The sequence below is a fragment of the Clostridium sp. BSD2780061688st1 H5 genome, from assembly GCF_005845155.1.
GTDB classification, from domain to species: Bacteria; Bacillota; Clostridia; order Lachnospirales; family Lachnospiraceae; genus Claveliimonas; species Claveliimonas intestinigallinarum.
In genome coordinates, this window is sequence record NZ_SPGT01000010.1 from 49,501 (window position 1) to 67,515 (window position 18,015).

Below are 18,015 nucleotides of genomic sequence, written 5' to 3' on the forward strand. Positions count from 1 at the left end.
TTCATGTAAAATGCGAAGATTGTTCTGCCTGCCAGAGCGCGCTCCATATTTCCGGGCGAAATAAAAGGCAGTATGTGCAAGCACAACTGCCTTTTAACATTTCTCCCCCAGCGACAAATCATGTCTCCACAAATTGTATAGATTATACTACAAATTAGGACAATTTTCAACCGATAAAATAGATTTTATTCGTACTCCCAGTACATCGTGATCTTGTCAAGGCTTTCATCGTCCCGGTAGGAGTACCGCACCGTGCCGATACCGTACAGGTGCGCCAGGTTTCTGGCCGCCCGGTCAGCCAGGTCTGTCAGCACCTCCTCCCGGGCCTGCCGGTAGACCTCAGGCCCGGAAAATTTCAGCACGGTTCGTTCCTCCCCCGCCGCGATGGACCGGTTCATTGCCTGCAGGATGGTCTCCGGATCATAGTTTTCATAGTACATGCCGTTCACCACATAGTAATTGTAAGCCATAGTATTGCAGGCCGGGAGCTCCTGGTCGCTGTCCGGCGTGTGGGTCTGAAAAAGCTGTGTGTCGTCGCAGCACATGTAGTCGTAGGCAATCTCCGGGTTCTCCTCCTGCCGGTAGACCGGGTCGCCCCAGGTGGCGTCCACATAGCAGTACTGATCCTGGCACCTAACCAGGTTCCAGGCATGGCCGCCTTCCCCTGACTGGGAGACGGCTGTACCGCTGACATAGGTGCAGAACACGCCCAGACGCTCCAGCAGGTACTGCACAGCCTTGGCGTAGCCGGCGCACACAGACCGCTTTCCAACAAACACGCTGTAAATATTCTGATTGTCCTCCGCCGTCAGGTCGTACTCCACGCCGCGGATCACATACTCGTACACGTACAGGATTTTCTCATAATCTCCTGCCTGGCTGTCTATCCCTGCCAGGCATCTAGCCGCCTCCTCCTCGATCTGTCTCCGGCGCTCCTCCTTTTCCTCCTCCGTGCAGTTGTACTCCGGCCGCAGAGAGGCGCTGCTGCCGGAAAGGCCAAAGGAGGCGCTGCTTGTCACCACGCTGCCGGCCCCGTCGCACCAGAATAGTTCCGGATAGTCCTTCATGACCAGGCCGTACAGACGGTCGATCTCCTCTGTGGATGCGTCATCCAGCTCTATCTCCTCCTGAAAGTCCAGAAGTCCGTCCCGTATCTTCCCGTAGACCTCCTTCTCCTTCTCATTCAGCTGCTGAAAATAGTATTTTTCTGTCCCGGCAGTTTCCCCGGACGCCTCACCGCCTTCTCCCTCTCCAGTTTCTCCCTCTTCGGCCTGCGCCTGCCCGCCGTCCTCCGGGGCCGGCTCCTCCAGGGCCGCCGTCTCCATGACTTTGCCCTGCCGCGCCCTTAAAAGGGCGGCAATGCTGTCCCCGCAGCCAAAAAGAACCGCCCCGGCCACAGCCGCCAGGAGCAGGCAGAGCAGCCCCCATCCTCTTTTCTTTTTTCTTCTATTCATATGGCAGAACTCCCGCTGTATTTTTCATAAGCCGGTCAGGCCGGCATTTTTTGCGTATCCAAATATAGTATATGAAAATTTTCGTTTTTTCACAATCTGAATTTTCCCTCATATACTGACAGTGACAAAACATTGCGCCCGGGAGGTTAACTATGCCTTCTTCCATAGGAAAACTGAAAATCAACGTCACCTCAGAAATAAACGGGTATCCGGTCTCCGGAGCCGACATCCGCATCTCCTACACCGGCATCCCTGACAACATACTGGAGGAGACTTCCACCGACAGCTCCGGCCAGACCGAGACACTGGAGCTGGACGCGCCGCCCGTGGAGTACAGCCTGGATGTAGATTCCGATGAGCAGCCCTACTCCGAGTACACCATCCTTGCCAGCGCCCCGGGATTTGAGACGATCAGCATAGCAGGGGCCGAGATCCTGGGAGATGTGACTGCCATCCAGAACATAAGGATGCGCCCCTCCGACTCCACAGACAGCCGGGAGGAGCGCTTTGTGATCCCCGCCCACACTCTCTACGGGAACTATCCTCCCAAAATACCGGAGGATGAAATCAAGCCGGTAAATGAGACCGGAGAGATCGTTCTGAGCCGGGTGGTGGTGCCGGAGTACATCGTGGTCCACGACGGCAGCCCCAGGGACAGCACAGCCCGGAATTACTATGTAAAATACAAGGATTACATCAAGAACGTGGCCTCCAGCGAAATCTACGCCACCTGGCCCGCCAACACCATCCGGGCCAACGTGCTGGCCATTATGTCCTTCACCCTGAACCGGGTGTACACGGAATGGTACAGGAACCAGGGCTATGATTTCACCATCACCTCCTCCACGGCCTTTGACCACAAATGGATCCCCGAGAGAAATGTGTACGACACCATCTCCGTCATCGTGGATGAGCTATTCGCAGATTATCTCTCACGCCCCAATGTGCGCCAGCCCATCCTGACCCAGTACTGCGACGGCCGTCAGGTCCAGTGCCCGAACTGGATGACGCAGTGGGGATCCAAGTCCCTGGGGGACCAGGGCTATACGCCCATCGAGATCCTCCGCTACTACTACGGGGACGACATGTACATCAACACAGCCGAGGCCATCTCCGGCATCCCCTCCTCCTGGCCGGGCTACAATCTGGAGGAGGGCTCCTCGGGAGCCAAGGTGCGCCAGCTGCAGGAGCAGCTGAACGTCATCGCCGGGGCCTATCCGGCCCTCCCGAAGCTGGGTGCAGACGGCATCTACGGCCCTGCCACGGCAGAGGCGGTGAGGAAATTCCAGAGCGTCTTCGGCCTTCCACAGACCGGGATCACAGACTATCCCACCTGGTACAAGATTTCCGAAATCTATGTGGGCGTCTCCCGGATCGCGGAGCTGACGTGAAGAGAGACCGTTTATGGCATATAACATCGCTTATCCGGGAGGAAAAGAAACAGACCGCGGAAGTTCCGCGGTCTGTCTTATCTCTTTTATACTGTTTTACACCGGATAGCTTCCGCTCTCTGTGTCTGCCACAGTGGGGTCGATCTTTGTCTGCTGTGCCTCCCGGTACTTGAAGAAGTCCACGGCAACCTGCGGGAAGAGTGCGTATGTCAGCACGTCCTCATCCTGCTGGATCCACTGCTCACACTCTTTTCTGAGAGTGTCCAGCTCATCCGGGATCAGGTCCGCCGGACGGCATGTGATGATCTCGGGATTATCGCCCAGCACCTTCTTAACCACATCCGGATTGAAGGGCTTTACGGTAGCTCCGTACTTTCCGCTTAAGACATCCTTTGTCTCCTTTGTGGCCATCTTGTAGCGCTCGCCCATCAGCACGTTGAACACGGCCTGTGTTCCCACGATCTGAGAGGACGGTGTAACGAGGGGCGGCTCACCCAGATCCTTGCGGACTCTCGGCACTTCCTCCAGAACCTCGTAGTATTTGTCCTCAGCTCCCTGCTCTTTCAGCTGGGATGTCAGGTTGGAGAGCATGCCTCCGGGTACCTGGTAGAGGAGTGTCTTGATGTTAACGCCAAGGTTCTTCGGATTGAGAAGACCGCTGTCCAGAGCCTCGTCCCTGATCGGGCGGAAGTAATCCGCGATCTCTGCCAGAAGCTTCTGATCCAGTCCTGTGTCGTAGGGTGTGCCCTTGAAGGTCTCCACCATAACCTCTGTGGCCGGCTGGGAGGTTCCCAGCGCGAACGGGGAGATGGCTGTGTCAATGACATCCACGCCCGCCTCAACAGCCTTCAGATATGTCATGGAAGCCACACCGGATGTATAGTGGGTGTGGAGCTGGATCGGGAGGTCAACTGCCTCCTTCATAGCGGAGATCAGCTCTGTAGCCTTGTAGGGCAGAAGAAGTCCTGCCATGTCCTTGATACAGATGGAGTTTGCGCCCATATCCTCGATCCTCTTCGCAATGTCGATCCAGTAGTCCAGGGTGTAAGCGTCGCCGATGGTGTAGGAAAGAGCCACCTGGGCGTCCGCTTTTTCCTTGTTGGCAGCCTTGACTGCGGTCTGGAGATTGCGGAGGTCATTCATACAGTCAAAGATACGGATGATGTCAATTCCGTTTGCGACTGATTTCTGAACAAAATACTCAACAACGTCGTCTGCGTAGGGACGGTAGCCAAGGATATTCTGTCCTCTGAAGAGCATCTGCAGCTTTGTATTCTTAAAGCCGTCCCGGAATTTTCTGAGGCGGTCCCACGGATCTTCCTTCAGGAAACGAAGGGACGCGTCAAAGGTAGCTCCGCCCCAGCACTCTACGGAGTGGTAGCCCACCTGGTCCATCTTGTCGATGATAGGCAGCATCTGCTCTGTCGTCATACGGGTGGCGATCAGAGACTGATGTGCGTCACGCAGAATGGTTTCTGTTATTTTCACTGGTTTTTTCTGAATTTCTGCCATTATTTCTTCCTCCATTATAATCTATTCAAATGACCGGCTCCGGCCGTCTTCCCAGGCCGGAGAAGCCGGCTTTTACATCACTCCGAAGATAGCCATAAAGGTTCCGGCCACGACCGCCGTACCGATAACTCCGGCCACGTTCGGTCCCATGGCATGCATCAGAAGGAAGTTCGTGGGATCATATTCCGCGCCCACCTTCTGGGATACCCTGGCCGCCATAGGCACGGCAGACACGCCGGCTGATCCGATCAGCGGGTTGATCTTTCCTCCGGACACCACGCACATGATCTTTCCGAGCACCACGCCTCCGGCCGTACCGAATATGAAGGCCACAAGTCCGAGGGCTACGATCTTCAGCGTATCCAGGTTGAGGAACGCCTCCGCGCTTGTGGTGGCGCCGACGGATGTGCCCAGCAGGATAACTACGATGTACATCAGAGCGTTGGATGCCGTCTCTGTCAGCTGCCTTACCACGCCGCACTCACGGAACAGGTTGCCCAGCATAAGCATACCTACAAGGGGTGCTGTGGTGGGAAGGATCATACATACCACGATGGTAACGATAATGGGGAAGAGGATCCTCTCCAGCTTGGATACGGGCCGGAGCTGCTCCATCTTGATCTTCCTCTCCTTATCCGTGGTCAAAAGCTTCATAACCGGCGGCTGGATAATGGGAACCAGCGCCATGTAGGAGTAAGCCGCCACGGCGATAGGCCCCAGGATCGCTGTCTGCTGCAGCTTTCCGGCAAGGAAGATGGATGTGGGGCCATCCGCTCCGCCGATGATGGCGATAGCCGCAGCCGCCTTGTCCGAAAATCCCATGGCCATAGCGCCAAGGTAAGCGGTGAAAATACCGAACTGCGCTGCCGCGCCCATCAGGAAGCTGGTGGGGTTGGCGATCAGCGGTCCGAAGTCCGTCATGGCTCCTACACCGAGGAAGATCAGTGACGGAAGGATGGACCACTCGTCCAGTACATAGAAATAATAGAGAAGACCTCCTGTGCCGTTGGCCGCGTCCTCCGCATGCAGCATGATATCCGGATAGATATTGACAAGCAGCATACCGAAGGCGATGGGTACAAGCAGCAGAGGTTCAAATCCATGTTTTATTGCAAGATACAGGAAAAAGCATGCAACAGCGATCATGACCAGGTTTCCCCATGTAAGGTTGAGGAAGGCCGTCTGCTGCACGAGGTTTCCCAATGTCGTTAATATATAATCCATTTTTTAACCTCCAGTCGTGTTTCAAAAGTTTCCCAGCAGATGCAGCGGGGCCGCTGCCCTGTTTAGTTCAGTGTAGCCAGTACCGCGCCTGCCTCTACGGCATCGCCCACAGCCACATCAATGCTGGCAACTGTTCCGTCCTCCGGTGCCACGATGGGGATTTCCATTTTCATAGCCTCAATGATGACAACCGCATCGCCGCGCTTTACGGCCTGGCCTACATTCGCCTCGATCTTAAATACCTTTCCGGCTGCTCCTGCCTTCACCTGGATGGAGCCTGCTCCTGCTGCCGGGGCCGGTGCGGGCGCTGCCGCGGGTGCCTTCGGTGCGGGCGCTGCCGGTGCCTTCGGTGCCGGTGCCGCTGCGGGCGCTGCTCCTGCCGCCTTCTCCTCAACCGTTACATCATATACATTTCCATTTACTGTGATTGTGTAATTTTTCATTTTTATATCCTCCTGATCCGGTTATGCTTAAATCCATTTATTTGATTTCCGACGTCTGATGCTTCTCACGATAAAGCCGTCTGCCGGTACTTCCTCTGATGCCGCGATAGCTGCCGCGATAACTGCCGCCAGCTCGCTGTCGTCTGTCACGTCCTCAGCCTCCGCCTGGGTCTCCGGGGCCGGCTGATCCGGTGCGCTCTGGGCCGGAGCCTCAGATGCCTGTGCTGTGGAGATCTCCGGGGCCGGAGCTGCTGTGTTCTTCCTGGAAAATGCCTCCTGCAGCTTCGGTATATATTTCAGCAGGGAGATGATCACGCAGATAATAATCAGTACACAGAACACGGTTCCCATGCCGAGCAGCGTGTTCAATCCCGCCTTGCTCAGGACCTCGCCCATGGAATAGATCCCGCTGACTGTAAGGCTGTCCAGATGCAGGTTGCCCCGCACATCCGCCTTATAGATGACCTCAAGGTTGGCCTCCCTGTCCGCGAACTGGGCTGTGGTTGTCACAGAGAGCTGTGTCTGGGAGGCGTCGTATGTGAAATCGCCGTGTCCCTCATAGGCTCCGCACTCATCCACACCTGCCTGCCAGGCGTCCATAGAGCTAAGGAAGCTGTCCCCTGTGAAGGGATAGCCTGACTGCGCCATCTGGATATCCAGCTGCTCGTCAGAGAGGCTGTTCCACTGCTCGATCGTCGTGTCGTCCGCGGTGGAGCAGTAGCTGATGAGGAACTCGGTGGCCTCCTCGATGGTGGCCTGGTCATACTCCACTCCAGAGTCTTTGCCGCTGCACCCGGCCAGGGCAAACACAACTGTAAGTGTGCATAATAATAAGCTAATTTTCTTCTTCAATTCGTCTCACCTCACTAAACTGTTCCATGTTTCTTTGCAGGACGATCCTCTCTCTTTGTAAAGAGCATCTCAAATGCTCCGATAATGTATTTGCGCGTCTCTGCCGGGCTGATGACAGCGTCCACATACCCGCGTCCTGCCGCGGAAGCCGGGCTGGACTGGAGTGTGCGGTAGTCAGCCGCCTTCTCCGTCTGCGCTGCCCTGTCTGCATCCGGGTACATGATCTTTGCCGCCAGATTTGCGTCCATCATACCGATCTCGGCGTTCGGCCATGCGTAGACTATATCCGCGCCGATGGATTTGCTGTTCATGGCCACATAGGCGCTTCCGTAGGCTTTTCCAATGATCACGTTCACCTTCGGGACAGTAGCGTCGGCAAAGGCGTAGATCAGCTTGGCTGTCTCACGGGCCAGGTTTCTCTCTGCGCACTTGGAGGCGTCAAAGCCTGTCACATTGGTCAGCGTCAGGACCGGAATGTTGAAGGCGTCACAGAACTTCACGAACTGAGATGCCTTGCGGGCTCCCGCTGTGGACAGGGATCCGTCAAATTCCGCCACTACCTCTGCGTCCTCGTTGTAGACCTTGGAGCGGTTTGCCACAGCTCCCACTGTCATGCCATTGAGACGGATAAAGGCTGTAACCATATCCTTCGCGTAATCCTTCTTCACCTCGAAGACTACGCCGTTGTCTGAGATCTGGGCCAGGGCAATGGCTGTATCCTCCGCCGCGTTCTCAATATCCGCGCACAGACGGTTCAGGTCATCTGTACACTCGTCGTAGGATGCATCCTCCTCGTTATTGCAGGGCAGCATGCAGACCAGTGAGCGGATATCGGAGAGGATCTCCTCCTCTGTCCCCACTTTGTCTACAAGTCCCGCAGACTCACTCTGGAATTTCGGGGAGGCTGTGTCGCACTTCTGGGCTGTGTTGCCCGGGATTGCGTTGGGAGAATTCACGAACAGCTTCGCATTTTTCTCCTCCATAAATGTAAAGTCTGTCAGTGCGGCAAGAGCGGCCAGTCCGCCGCCACAGCTTCCGAAGACTGCCGTGATCTGGGGAACAACGCCAGAAGCCATCGTCTGCTTCAGATAAAGCTGTCCAAACGCGTCCAGCGCGTCTGTGGCCTCCTGCAGACGGATTCCCGCGCAGTCCACAAGCCCGATCACGGGCGCTCCCATCTTCATCGCCATGTCGTAGACAGACACGATCTTCTTCGCGTGCATCTCACCCATGGATCCACCCAGTACGGATGCATCCTGGCTGTAGACGTAGACAAGATTGCCGTCGATCAGCCCGTATCCGGTAATGACGCCGTCTCCCGGAGTTTTTGTTTCCTGCATGTTAAAATCAGTTGCTCTGGCAGTCACGCCGCCGCCGATTTCAACAAAGCTGCCTGCATCAAGAAGAGAAGTAATTCTCCGGCTTGCTGCATTTTCTGTTGCCATGTTGCTCATAACCTAGCCCTCCATTTTCATTATTATTTAAATCAGGTTTTCTCATGCAGATTATTGATAATTGCAAAAAGTCAACCAAATTTTCTGCCTATTATATTATATATTTTTTCTCATCTTAATTCAACTGTTTTTCGTATTTCTGTTAAAAATTTGGCAATGGTAGTCTTTGTCGGAAAAAGCAAAAAAAACAGCCCTCTGCTTTTCAAAGCAAAGAGCTGCTCTCCGTTTTTGGAAGCATATTCTAAAAGAACACCCTCTGTATGTCGTTAAACATGACTACCACCATCAACGCCATCAGAAGCACGATCCCGGCAAAATGGACATACCCTTCCTTCTCCGGCGGGATCCGCTTGCGCCGTACCGCCTCAATAATGAGAAAGACCAGCCGTCCTCCGTCCAGGGCGGGCAGGGGCAGAAGGTTCATAACCCCCAGGTTGGCGGAGATCAGGATCGCGATATTCAGCATATTGACAGCCACCGTGGCCGCTCCGTAGCTCTTGGCCTCCTGGTAGGTGTCATCCACCACGTCCACGATGCCCACCGGCCCGGAGAGCTGGTCAATACCGATCTGCCCTGTCACAAGCATCTTCAGGCTCAGAAGAGTGGTGTCAATCCAGTATTTCACCTCGTAGGCCCCGTACTGGACAGCCGTCAGGGGCCCTGCCGCCGTGTAGCCGCTGCTGCTGATGCCCAGCCTGTAGTACTGCAGATCCTCGTCAAGCTTCGGGGTGATGGTGACAGTGTGCTCCTTCCCGTCCCTCTCATAGGTAAGCTCCACGTCCTCCCCCTGGTGAAACTGGTTGTACACCTGGATCTCCTTGAAGAGATGGATATGTTTCCCGTTCATCTCCACGATCCGGTCTCCGGCCTCAAGCCCTGCCTGGGCAGCCGGATAGTCTGCCTCCACCTCTCCCGCCACCGGCTCGTCGTAGCCCGACGCTCCCACAAGGACGGCGGCGCAGATGAGAGCCAGGATGAAGTTGAACACAGGCCCTGCCGCTATGACGGAGATCCTGGCCCACACGGACTTGTTGTTGAAATTGGCGGGGGAGTCCGTCGCCTCCTCGTCCTCGCCCATGGCGCAGTACCCGCCGATGGGCAGGATGCGCACCGCGTACAGGGTGCCGTGGTACTCCTTCGTAAAGATAGCCGGCCCCATTCCGACGGAGAACTCCTGCACGTCGATATGGTTCAGCTTCGCCAGGGTAAAATGCCCCAGCTCGTGGAAAAAGATGATAAAGCTGAAGATTAAGATTGCAATGATGATACCCAAATGTTACCTCCTGCCAAGTCTGCTGTTTATATACTCATAGACGCCCGCCTCTGTGTCCAGTATCTCGTCCAGGGAGGGGGAGGGAATGTTCACATGCCTCTCCATGCACTCCCCGATCAGATCCGTGATCTCCAGGTAGCCGATCTGCCGGTCCAGGAATTTCGCCACAGCCATCTCGTTGGCCGCGTTAAACACAGTGGGGAGGCTGCCGCCGGCCCGGCCCGCCTGGTAGGCCAGGGCCAGGGCCCGGAAGGTCTCTGTGTCCGGCCTCTCAAAGTCCAGCTTTCCGATCCTCCAGAAATCCAGCCTCTCCCCCGGCAGATACCTCCTCTGCGGGTAGTAGAGGGCGTACTGGATGGGCAGCTTCATATCCGGCGTCCCCAGCTGGGCGATGACAGCTCCGTCGTCGTACTCCACCATGGAGTGGACCACGCTCTGGGGCTGTACCACAACCTGGATCTGGTCCACGTCCACGCCAAAGAGCCACTTCGCCTCGATCACCTCCAGCCCCTTGTTCACCATAGTGGAGGAGTCGATCGTGATTTTTCTCCCCATCTCCCAGTTGGGGTGCTTCAAGGCGTCCTCCACCTGTACGTTTTTAAGCTCCTCCCGTTTTTTCCCCCGGAAGGGCCCGCCGGAGGCGGTCAGAAGGATCTTCTTCAGAGCTCCTGCCTGCCCTCCCTGGAGGGACTGGAAGATCGCGCTGTGCTCGCTGTCCACCGGCAGGATGGACACGCCTCTCTCCTTTGCCAGAGGCATGATGAGATGCCCCGCTGTCACCAGCGTTTCTTTATTGGCCAGGGCGATATCCTTCCCCGCCCGGATGGCCTCCATAGTGGGCCGGATGCCGATCATGCCCACAATGGCTGTTACAAGTATATCCGTCTTCTCCTCCGTTGATACCTGGATCAGGCCGTCCATGCCGGATACAACCTGTGTGTCCAGGTCCCGGATACGGTCCTTCAGCTCCGCCGCCAGCTTCTCGTCCCAGACAGCCGCCAGCCGCGGAGAGAACTCCCGGATCTGCCGCTCCAGGAGATCAATATTTCTTCCTGCCGCCAGGGCAGTCACTTCTATATCTTTGTTTTCTCTCACAACCTCCAGTGTCTGTGTCCCGATGGAGCCTGTGGAGCCCAGTATAGCTATTTTTTTCATTTCTCTCCTCCTTCCCGCAGAGGTGCCCTGCTCTCTTATCCGATCAGCCAAGCCAGATAATAGATGACAGGAGCTGTAAAGATCACGCTGTCAAACCGGTCCAGTATGCCGCCGTGACCCGGGATCAGCTTCCCGTAGTCCTTCACATCGTGGTTTCTCTTGATGGCTGAGGCCGCCAGGTCGCCGATCTGGGAGATAGCGCCTCCCACGCCGCAGATCACCGCGTAGAACAGAGGATCCACGTCCGCTCCGCCCCACTGGTTCATGGCCAGGGAGAAGAGGGCGCCCAAAAGCGCCGCGCCCAGGACGCCTCCCACGCCGCCCTCCACGGATTTCTTCGGGCTTAAGCGGGGCGCCATCTTGTGCTTTCCGATGAGCATGCCCACGCAGTAGGCACAGGTATCACACCCCCAGGAGCTCAGGAAAATGAGCCAGACAGCCACTCCGCCGTCGGGCAGCATCCTCGTCTGATACACGTAGGACAGCATGACGGCCACATAGAAGAGGCCGAAAAAGGTCACCATCACCTGCTCTGTCCGGAAGGCCGGGAAGGTGAACACGTACACCGCCATGACCACCACAAGGAACAGGATGGTGAACGCGGTCATCCACTCCATCCGGTCTGTGTACAGGAGCGCGTAGTAGACCAGGGCCCCCAGATAGCCAGTGACACCGAGGGCCTTCCTCTGCACATCCACCACCTTGTAGAGCTCGCCCATACCGATAAGGCTGATCACCGCCAGCACGCCGAAGAGAAGATTGCCGCCGTATCCCACCGTGGCGATGAGGATGATCACCAGCACGATACCGCTCAAAAGCCTTGTCTTAAACATGTTCTCCGTCCTCCTTCTTCTCCACTCCGCCGTACCGCCGGTCCCGGCTGTTGTACTGCTCGATGGCCTTCATGAGCTCTTCCTTTGTAAAATCAGGCCAGCGCACATCTGTGAAATAGAACTCTGAATAGGCGAGCTGCCACAGAAGGAAGTTGGACAGCCTCTCCTCCCCGCTTGTGCGGATGAGAAGATCCGGATCCGGAATGTCATGGGTGTCCAGATAGGAGGAGATGACCTCCGGGGTGATACTCTCCGGCTCCAGCTTCCCATCCTTCGCGTCCCGCGCTATCTTTCGCACCGCCCGGACGATCTCGTCCCGGCTGCCGTAATTGAGGGCGATCTGGAAATTCAGGCCGCCATTGTTCTTCGTGGCCTCCTCAAGCTCGGCGATCCGGCTGCGGATGTCCTCATCCAGCCGGGTCTTGTCGCCGATGACCCGGACCTTCATATCATTTTTCGCCGCCGTCTTCAGACAGGTCTTCATGTAGTTGCGAAGAAGCTTCATGAGGGCGTCCACTTCATCCTTGGGGCGGCTCCAGTTCTCTGTGGAGAAGGCGTACACAGTCAGATACTTGATGCCCATTCTCCAGGCCTCCTCACAGATCCTCTCCACATTTTTGCTTCCCTGGGCGTGGCCGTAATTGCGGGGCATCCCCTTGGCCCTGGCCCAACGTCCGTTTCCGTCCAGGATGATCGCCACATGCCTTGGTACATTCATCGCATTGTCTCCCTTCACAAGAGGGACGGGCACATGATGTCCCGTCCCCCGTCTTTTCTCTCAGTTTTTTCTGACTAAACCGTCATAACCTCTTTTGACTTGCTCTCCACCGCTTTATCCACTTCTTTGATATATTTGTCTGTCAGCTTCTGCAGATCGTCTTCCAGATCCTTGATCTCATCCTCTGACACGTCGCTTCCCTTTAGCTTCTTGAAAGCGTCATTTCCATCCCGGCGGATATTGCGGACAGCCACCTTGGCCTGCTCGCCTTTTTTCTTCACGTCCTTCACCAGCTCTTTTCTGCGCTCCTCCGTCAGCTCCGGAAATATAAGGCGCACGCAGGAGCCGTCGTTTGTGGGGTTGATGCCCAGGTCGGACATGTTGATGGCCTTCTCGATGACCTTCAGCATGCTCTTCTCCCAGGGCTGGATCTGGATCATCCGTGCCTCCGGCACAGACACATTGGCCACCTGCTGGATCGGTGTGGGAGTTCCGTAGTAGTCCACGGTGATCTTGTTGAGCACGTTGGGGTTCGCCCGTCCTGCCCTTATCGTCACCAGCTCTCCCTCCAGGTTCGCCAGCGTCTTCTTCATCTTGTCCTCGTATGGTTTCAGTCTTTCATTCATGATGGTTTCCTCCCTTATGACTTTATACTACACGGTCACCTTTGTGCCGGTAAATGTTCCAGATAATGTCTCCACAATGCTGTTCTCTTCGTTCAGCCCGAACACCAGCATAGGCATCCTGTTCTCCAGACACATGATGGACGCGGTCAGATCCACTGCCATCAGCTTCTTGTCAATGATCTCCTGGATGGAGATCTCGTCGTATTTCACAGCCTCCGGATTCACCTTCGGGTCGCTGTCATAGATGCCGTCAATGGCCTTTGCCAGCAGCATGGCGTCAGCCTCGATCTCGATAGCCCGAAGCACTGCCCCTGTGTCTGTGGAGAAATAGGGGTGTCCTGTTCCTCCCGCGAAGAATACGACCTTGCCCTGCTCCAGCGCTTCCACAGCCTTGTCCTTGGAGAAGAGGGTGGTGAAGGCGCCGCACACAAAGGGTGTGAACACCTCTGTCTTCATGCCCACATGCCGGAAGATATCAGACACATAGATACAGTTCATGACAGTGGCCAGCATGCCGATCTGATCCGCCTTTGTCCGGTCGATGGTCTCGCTGGTCCTTCCCCGCCAGAAGTTTCCGCCTCCGGTCACGATTGCCACCTGGTATCCCTCGTCCACGATCTGCTTTACCTGTTTGGCGACGCCGATGCAGGTGTCCTCGTCAAATCCGGTCTTCTTCTCGCCTGCCAGCGCCTCTCCGCTCAGCTTTAACAACACTCTTTTCATAAAGTTTTGCTCCTTGTCTTACTGTTGTACTCCTGCTGCACAGCTGGTATTTCTCCTTCTGTGCATACCTAAATTAAAGTATAGCATAGGTTGCCCAAAAAGGGAACTTACTTTTTTCCGGGCGCTGCGCCCTCTCCCGGGGCCCGGGTTCCCATAATGCCAAAGTACATTGCCAGCAGGAGAGCCCCCGCCAGGATCCAGGCCGCGGGGCTTGCCATGCAGGTGCCAAGGTAGCTTCCCTGACGGGATGATATAAGCGCCACAGCGCCTCTGCCGATGAGCTCCGCCACGCCCGCCATCATGGGAAGGAGGGCATAGCCCATCCCCTGGATACCGTTCCGGTAGATGTTTACCACTGCCAGGGGGATGAACATGGCTCCGGCGCATTTCAGATAGATGTCCGCCAGCCCCATGATCTGCCCCACCTGTTCAGACACGAAGAGGACCACCAGATATTTCCCTCCCAGGAAAATGGCGCCTCCCGCCAGGACAGCGTAGATGCTTCCGATCACCGTGGCGGAGGAAAAGCCCTTCTTCAGCCGGTCCCATCTGCCTGCCCCCATATTCTGGGCACAGTAGGTGGCCATGGTGGTGCCAAGGGCCACGTAAGCCTGGCTCACCACCTGCTCGATCTTGCTGGCCGCCGCAAAGCTGGCCACGGACAGGGCTCCCAGCGTGTTGAGAGCCGCCTGCACCATGATGGTGCCGATGGCTGTGATAGAGTACTGGAGAGCCATGGGAAGACCGATCTTGATCTGCCACAGGGACAGATCCCGGTGCAGCCGCCAGTCCTCCTTTTTCAGGTGCAGATCCGGCACCTTTTTGAAAATGTATATGAGACAGGCAGCCCCCGACACGCCCTGGGAGATGACGGTGGCGTAGGCGGCTCCCGCGGCTCCCATGTGGAACACGATGATGAACACCAGGTCCAGCACTACATTTAGGAAGGCCGCCAGGATCAGGAAGTAGAGGGGCACCTTGCTGTTTCCCAGGGCCCGCAGGATGCTGGCCAGAAGGTTGTAGAGCACCTGAGCCACGATCCCCGCACAGATGACCATGATGTAGCCGTAGGCCTCGCTGTAGATCTCCGGCGGCGTGTTCATCCACCCCAGGATCTGCTTCATCATGGACATGCTCAGCACCGTCATGATGACAGAGACAACAGCCGACAAAATATAGGCTGACGCCACGGACTGGCGCATGGCCTTCATGTTCCCGGCCCCGAAGTGCTGGGCTGTGATCACCGTAAAGCCCGCCGTCAGGCCCTGAAGAAAGCCGATGATCAGGAACATCAGCGTGCCGCAGGAGCCCACCGCCGCCAGGGCGTTAGGTCCCACGAATTTGCCCACGATCACCGCATCGGCCATATTGTAGAGCTGCTGAAATATATTTCCTATGAAAATAGGAAGTGTAAAGTTCAGGATCACCCGAGCCGGGCTTCCCACTGTCATATCTGTTTCCATCCAGTCTTCCTCCTTCGTCCTCTTTTATGCGCAAACGAGCTCCATTATATAGAAGGCGCAGGGAAAACGCAAGACTCTTCCGGCAAAAATAACAAGAATTTTCCTTTCTCTTTACGGCTGCGGTGGCCATTGCAAAAAAGAAGCGGCAGATCCGTTTGTCCGCCGCTCTTTTCCGTGCTTTTCTCAGTTGTGCTTTAGATGTATTCTTTTCTCTCAAAATACTTCATCAGGATGTCCGCGCAGTTCTCTACGCCCAGGTCCGATGTGTTGAGGATCATGTGGTAGTTGTTCACATCCCCCCACGCCTTCCCGGTGTGCTCGTAATAGTACTCCGCCCTCTCCTTGTCCGTCTTCTCGATCTTCTTCTCCGCCTCCTCGCGGCTTAAGCCTTCCTTTCCCATGATCCTCTTGATCCGGTCTTCCTTGTCCGCGCACACGTAGATATTGAAGACATTGCGTCTGTCCTTGAGGATCTCGGAGGCGCACCTTCCCAGGATGATGCAGGGCTTTTCCGCCAGCTTTTTGATGACCTCTACTTCGGAATCATAGGTATGGCTGCTCATCTCCTCCTCCACATTCACCTTGTCATACACTGGAATGTCAAGTCTCTCGGAGAGTTCCTGGGCGATCCTGCTGGCTCCTGTGCCGTAACGCCTGCTCATGGTTATCACTAATTTCATACCAATTCCTCCTTTGTAGTCCGGTTTTTGTGCCGCGCAATTATTATACCACATCTTCACCCGGATGTACAATCCGAAGAACCCACTCTTCGCGGATTTCCCATATATTTCCGCACACATTGAAGATGGTCCACCTGTCTATGTCAAAGATCCTCTCCCAGCTCTCCCTGATGCGCCGCTCCTCCTCAGGGTACATCCCCTTGTACCGCCCCTGGAAGAACTCAAATCCGTTGACCACCCCCAGCTCCCGAAGGTGCCGCCTGTACTGCTCCCGGTCCTCCCTGTCCTTCGGGAGATAGATCCTGTTCAGAACATAGTCCCACTTCTCATCGTCAAAGTAGATGACCTGATCCTTCGGCACCTCCAGCACGTACACGACGGTTCCCGGTACCGGCCGCAGACAGTTCTCCCTGCTGATGGAGCACCAGATAGGCGCCTGCACGTCCGCAGGCTTTTTTACTCTGGCGGAAGCCTTTCTCGTAAACCAGTCGTAGCTCTCCAGAAAGAGGGGTGCTATATCCCCGAAATGGAGCTCCACGTAAGCCCTCTGGTTGATGATCCTGCCGTCCCTCTCAAGCTGGTACAGCGTCTTGTCGTTCTGCCTCGTATAGAGGCGCACTGTCTCTCTCCTGTCTTGTTCCATGTCTGTCTCCTCCTACTTTCCCGCATACCAGAGCGCCAGCGCCTCTCCCCCGAAGAAAGCCGCTGCCATACCAAGGCAGAGAAACGGGCCAAAGGGGACCGCGTCCCTCCTGGACGCCCTTCCGGCCAGAAGCAGGGCCGCCGTCACTGCCCCAGCTGCCAGAAAGGCCAAAGCTCCCGCAGCCAGCATGGCCCTCCACCCAAGGACAAAACCGCCTGCCCCGGCAAGCTTGATATCGCCGCCCCCGAATGCCCCGGGGGCAAGGCAGCAGACTACCGTCAGCGGGAGGCTGACACAGAGAAATCCACCCAGCCTGTCCGCCAGATCCAGTCCCTCCGTCCCATTCATCCCCCTCAGCTCCCATCCCCAGGGGGCCACGCCCAGGATCCAGCACAAAAGGCCGAGCCCCAGGATGCAGACCACCGCCCCGTCAGGTATCCTGCGGCGCCTTAAGTCCTCCCCGGCCGCCCAGGCCAAAAGAAGGAGGAACGCACAGAGGCACGCACCTCTAAGGGCAGGGCACGCACCTGCATCCGCAAGTCTCGTCACATGAAAAAAACGCATATGTTTACACGGTATGATACTCCCTGAACAGCTCCTCCACCGCCGCCTCGTAGGCCGCCGGCTTCTCCGCCTTGCGGATTTTTTTCAGAGGCTTTCCGGCGTCCTGGAAAAGCTGCCCCATATAGGTCCACAGCTCCTTCATCTTAAAGAGCACCGGCCTTATCCCCGGCATCTCCTCCCGGTACCACTGGTAGATCCGGTCATGAAATGTACGGAGGGCCTCCTTGTCCGGCATCTTCCCTCCCTGCAGCAGCAGATGGAGGGCCGGATTGACAAGAAGTCCTCTGCCGATCATCACCCGGTCCAGCTTTGGGAAGCGCTCTGTCAGAGCTCTCATATCCTCCTCTGACCGGATATCCCCGTTGTAGCAGACCGGATTCAGGCTGTGCTCTGCCCCGTAGGCAAAAAAATCCATGTGGACGGAGCCGCTGTAGAAATCCTGCTGGGTTCTGGGGTGGATGATGAGCTCCTTCAGGGGATACCGGTTGTAGATGTCAAGGAGCCGGAAGAACTCCTCCGGCTCCTCCACCCCCAGCCTTGTCTTCACCGAGATTTCCATATCCCCCAGAGGTCCCTCTCCCCCTCTTTTGCAGGCAGAGAAGACCTCCTCGAAAAACCGGTCCAGCTCCCTTGGTTTCGCCAGAAAGCCGGAGCCCCTGTACTTGGTCACGACAGTCCTGGAGGGGCATCCCAGGTTCAGATTGATTTCCCTGTAGCCCAGCTCCCCCAGCTTCGCCGCTGTGGTAATGAAATCCCGCGGATTGTTTGTGAGAAGCTGAGGCACCGTGCAAATGCCCTGGTTATGGGCAGGGAGTATGTCATTTTTCTCCCTGGCGCTGAACTTTCCCTTCTGCCCCGGTGCGATGAATGCTGTAAAATATTTGGATATGCCGGGAAACAGGCTGTGGTGCACGTTCCTGTGTATGTAGCCGGTAATTCCCTCCATGGGTGCAAAATAGTATTCCATCTTCTGTCCTCTTTCACGTCACTTTGTCCTACTACTCTAG

18 protein-coding genes are annotated in these 18,015 nt (G+C 56.1%); 1 reads left to right on the forward strand and 17 read right to left on the reverse strand.

All coding sequences use genetic code 11. The features are described from left to right. Positions 1-185: 185 nt before the first annotated feature. The gene (locus tag FGQ86_RS08120) at positions 186-1,454 is read right to left on the reverse strand and encodes a transglutaminase domain-containing protein (protein WP_033124414.1); all 1,269 of its coding nucleotides are present in this window, start codon (positions 1,452-1,454) and stop codon (positions 186-188) included. A gap of 152 nt (positions 1,455-1,606) precedes the next feature. Here FGQ86_RS08120 and FGQ86_RS08125 point away from each other — a divergent pair, with 152 nt between their 5' ends. Next, positions 1,607-2,845 carry a peptidoglycan-binding protein gene (locus FGQ86_RS08125; protein ID WP_033124415.1) on the forward strand — a complete coding sequence of 413 codons (1,239 nt, stop codon included), beginning with the start codon at positions 1,607-1,609 and terminating at the stop codon, positions 2,843-2,845. Positions 2,846-2,941: 96 nt separating this feature from the next. Here FGQ86_RS08125 and FGQ86_RS08130 read toward each other — a convergent pair whose 3' ends face one another. From FGQ86_RS08130 to FGQ86_RS08205, 16 genes are all read right to left on the reverse strand, one after another. Next, positions 2,942-4,357: an oxaloacetate decarboxylase subunit alpha gene (locus FGQ86_RS08130; protein WP_033124416.1), complete on the reverse strand. Its 1,416-nt coding sequence runs from the start codon at positions 4,355-4,357 to the stop codon at positions 2,942-2,944. Positions 4,358-4,429: 72 nt separating this feature from the next. Next, a complete protein-coding gene (locus FGQ86_RS08135; protein WP_033124417.1) occupies positions 4,430-5,581 on the reverse strand; it encodes a sodium ion-translocating decarboxylase subunit beta in 1,152 nt (383 codons plus the stop codon). A gap of 62 nt (positions 5,582-5,643) precedes the next feature. After that, positions 5,644-6,024 carry a biotin/lipoyl-containing protein gene (locus FGQ86_RS08140; protein ID WP_138303430.1) on the reverse strand — a complete coding sequence of 127 codons (381 nt, stop codon included), beginning with the start codon at positions 6,022-6,024 and terminating at the stop codon, positions 5,644-5,646. 27 nt (positions 6,025-6,051) lie between these two features. After that, a complete protein-coding gene (locus FGQ86_RS08145) occupies positions 6,052-6,876 on the reverse strand; it encodes an OadG family transporter subunit (protein WP_138303432.1) in 825 nt (274 codons plus the stop codon). 14 nt (positions 6,877-6,890) lie between these two features. After that, entirely contained in the window at positions 6,891-8,330 is a 1,440-nt protein-coding gene (locus FGQ86_RS08150) for a carboxyl transferase domain-containing protein (protein WP_138303433.1), read from the reverse strand. 241 nt (positions 8,331-8,571) lie between these two features. Then, positions 8,572-9,603, reverse strand: coding sequence for an RIP metalloprotease RseP (gene rseP / locus FGQ86_RS08155; RefSeq protein ID WP_138303434.1), 1,032 nt, complete (start codon positions 9,601-9,603; stop codon positions 8,572-8,574). A 3-nt stretch (positions 9,604-9,606) separates the two neighbouring features. After that, the gene (locus FGQ86_RS08160; RefSeq protein ID WP_138303436.1) at positions 9,607-10,758 is read right to left on the reverse strand and encodes a 1-deoxy-D-xylulose-5-phosphate reductoisomerase; all 1,152 of its coding nucleotides are present in this window, start codon (positions 10,756-10,758) and stop codon (positions 9,607-9,609) included. Between the two features lie 35 nt (positions 10,759-10,793). Further along, a complete protein-coding gene (locus FGQ86_RS08165; protein WP_138303438.1) occupies positions 10,794-11,591 on the reverse strand; it encodes a phosphatidate cytidylyltransferase in 798 nt (265 codons plus the stop codon). Beyond that, the gene (locus FGQ86_RS08170) at positions 11,584-12,309 is read right to left on the reverse strand and encodes an isoprenyl transferase (protein ID WP_138303440.1); all 726 of its coding nucleotides are present in this window, start codon (positions 12,307-12,309) and stop codon (positions 11,584-11,586) included. The genes FGQ86_RS08165 and FGQ86_RS08170 overlap by 8 nt, the downstream gene beginning before the upstream one ends. A gap of 74 nt (positions 12,310-12,383) precedes the next feature. Then, positions 12,384-12,935: a ribosome recycling factor gene (gene frr, locus FGQ86_RS08175; RefSeq protein WP_033124425.1), complete on the reverse strand. Its 552-nt coding sequence runs from the start codon at positions 12,933-12,935 to the stop codon at positions 12,384-12,386. Between the two features lie 27 nt (positions 12,936-12,962). Further along, entirely contained in the window at positions 12,963-13,658 is a 696-nt protein-coding gene (gene pyrH, locus FGQ86_RS08180) for a UMP kinase (protein ID WP_033124426.1), read from the reverse strand. 107 nt (positions 13,659-13,765) lie between these two features. Beyond that, positions 13,766-15,121: an MATE family efflux transporter gene (locus tag FGQ86_RS08185; RefSeq protein ID WP_138303442.1), complete on the reverse strand. Its 1,356-nt coding sequence runs from the start codon at positions 15,119-15,121 to the stop codon at positions 13,766-13,768. Positions 15,122-15,315: 194 nt separating this feature from the next. Further along, positions 15,316-15,801 carry a cytidylate kinase-like family protein gene (locus FGQ86_RS08190; RefSeq protein ID WP_138303444.1) on the reverse strand — a complete coding sequence of 162 codons (486 nt, stop codon included), beginning with the start codon at positions 15,799-15,801 and terminating at the stop codon, positions 15,316-15,318. A gap of 43 nt (positions 15,802-15,844) precedes the next feature. After that, positions 15,845-16,444, reverse strand: a complete 600-nt coding sequence (locus FGQ86_RS08195; protein WP_138303446.1) for a DUF3841 domain-containing protein — start codon at positions 16,442-16,444, stop codon at positions 15,845-15,847. Positions 16,445-16,456: 12 nt separating this feature from the next. Further along, entirely contained in the window at positions 16,457-17,008 is a 552-nt protein-coding gene (locus FGQ86_RS08200) for an A24 family peptidase (RefSeq protein ID WP_138303448.1), read from the reverse strand. A 4-nt stretch (positions 17,009-17,012) separates the two neighbouring features. Beyond that, positions 17,013-17,975 carry a tRNA-dihydrouridine synthase family protein gene (locus FGQ86_RS08205; RefSeq protein ID WP_138303450.1) on the reverse strand — a complete coding sequence of 321 codons (963 nt, stop codon included), beginning with the start codon at positions 17,973-17,975 and terminating at the stop codon, positions 17,013-17,015. Between the last annotated feature and the right edge of the window lie 40 nt (positions 17,976-18,015).